1 protein-coding gene is annotated in these 1,994 nt (G+C 70.3%); it reads left to right on the top strand.

Annotated elements, in window-relative coordinates; all coding sequences use genetic code 11:
* Nucleotides 1-107: 107 nt before the first annotated feature.
* Nucleotides 108-1,922, top strand: a complete 1,815-nt coding sequence (locus C6N75_RS26895; protein WP_105871473.1) for a bifunctional metallophosphatase/5'-nucleotidase — start codon at nt 108-110, stop codon at nt 1,920-1,922.
* Nucleotides 1,923-1,994 lie beyond the last annotated feature (72 nt).

Genomic DNA, 1,994 nt, shown 5'->3' with positions numbered 1-1,994 from the left:
CCTGTGGAGGTGGTGGCGCGGGGGTGTCGCGGGTGGCGTGTCCGCGTCAGAATCTACGCGCGTTGTCTTCAGGTTGTCCGTGTGTTCGCGCGTGAAGGGGATCGGCGATGGGGCTTGACCGCAGGGCGTTTCTGGGAAGGTCGGCGGCGGCCGGCGCAGGGGTGGCGCTGGCGGGCGGCGCGGTGAGCGGGGAGGCGGCTGCCGCGGCGCCGGCGGAGCGCACGGGGCGGCCGGGGCGGGAGCGGAGGTACGCGTTCACCGTGATGGGCACCACCGATCTGCACGGCAATGTCTTCAACTGGGACTATTTCACGGATCGGGAGTTCGACGACAAGGCCCGCAACGATGTGGGTCTGGCGAAGATCTCGACGCTGGTGAAGCGGGTGCGACGCGAGCGGGGGCGGCGGAACACGCTGCTGATCGACGCGGGTGACACCATTCAGGGCACCCAGTTGTCGTACTACTACGCGAAGGTGGATCCGATCACCGCGCGGCGTGGTCCGGTGCATCCGATGGCGCAGGCGATGAACGCGATCGGCTATGACGCGGCGGCGCTGGGGAACCACGAGTTCAATTACGGGATTCCGGTGCTGCGGAAGTTCGAGGAGCAGTGCGATTTCCCGCTGCTGGGGGCGAACGCGCTGGACGCGAAGTCGCTGCGGCCGGCGTTCGCGCCGTACAGCATGCACCGGTTGCGGACGCCGTGCGGACGGGACGTGCGGGTGGCGGTGCTGGGGCTGACGAACCCGGGGATCGCGATCTGGGACAAGGCGAACGTGGCCGGGAGGATGGTGTTCCCGGGGCTGGAGGAGCAGGCGGCGAAGTGGGTGCCGCGGCTGCGCTCCATGGGCGCGGACGTGGTCTTCGTGTCGGCGCACTCGGGGTCGAGCGGGACGTCGTCGTACGGGGACCAGTTGCCGTACGTGGAGAACGCGGCGGCGCTGGTGGCCCGGCAGGTGCCGGGGATCGACGCGATCCTGGTGGGTCACGCGCACACCGAGATCCCGGAGTACCGGGTGGCGAACGAGGAGACGGGCCGTGAGGTGGTGCTGTCGGAGCCGCTGAAGTGGGGGCAGCGGCTGACGCTGTTCGACGTGGACCTGGTGTGGTCGCGGGGCCGGTGGACGGTGGAGAAGGTGGCGGCCGAGGTGCTGAACTCCAACACGGTGGAGGAGGACCCGGCGATCGTGCGGCTGCTGGGGGACGAGCACCGCAAGGTGGTGGCGTATGTGAACCAGGTGATCGGTACGTCGACGGCGGCGATGTCGACGGTGGACGCGCCGTGGAAGGACGAGCCGATCATCGACCTGATCAACCATGTGCAGGCGGAGACGGTGAAGGCGGCGCTGGCGGGTGGGGAGTTCGCCGCGCTGCCGGTGCTGTCGCAGGCGTCGTGCTTCTCGCGGACGGCGCGCATCCCGGCCGGGCAGGTGACGATCAAGGACGCGGCGGGGTTGTACCCGTTCGAGAACACGCTGGAGGCGCGGGTGCTGACCGGCGCGCAGCTCAAGGACTATCTGGAGTTCTCGGCGCGGTACTACGTGCGGACGCCGGCGGGTGGGCCGGTGGACACCGCGAAGCTGACGAACGCGGACGGCATCCCGGACTACAACTACGACGCGGTGTCGGGTGTGACGTACGAGGTGGACGTGGCGAAGCCGGCGGGTGAGCGGATCGCGAAGCTTTCCTTCGAGGGGCAGCCGGTGGATCCGGCGGCGCGGTTCGTGCTGGCGGTGAACAACTACCGGGCGTCGGGTGGCGGGGCGTTCCCGCATGTGGCGGCGGCGCAGCAGGTGTGGTCGAACTCGGAGGAGATCCGGAACACGATCATCCAGTGGGTGCAGGCGAAGGGGACGGTGGATCCGGGCGCGTTCGCGTCGGTGGGCTGGCGGCTGACGCGGGAGGGCGTGCCGGTGTTCTGACGCCGTCCGGCGTCCCGGGGCCCCGCGGCCCCGGGGCCCGGGTCAGCGCAGCGGGGTGAGCGGGGGGTGGGC

Origin of the sequence: Streptomyces solincola, assembly GCF_002982015.1 — a bacterium.
Lineage (GTDB): Bacteria > Actinomycetota > Actinomycetes > Streptomycetales > Streptomycetaceae > Streptomyces > Streptomyces solincola.
This window is presented reverse-complemented; position numbering and strand designations above follow the sequence as displayed.

Excerpts from the sequence above, each read along its gene's own strand:
- C6N75_RS26895 (WP_105871473.1), top strand. The coding sequence starts at position 108 with ATGGGGCTTGACCGCAGGGCGTTTCTGGGAAGGTCGGCGGCGGCCGGC.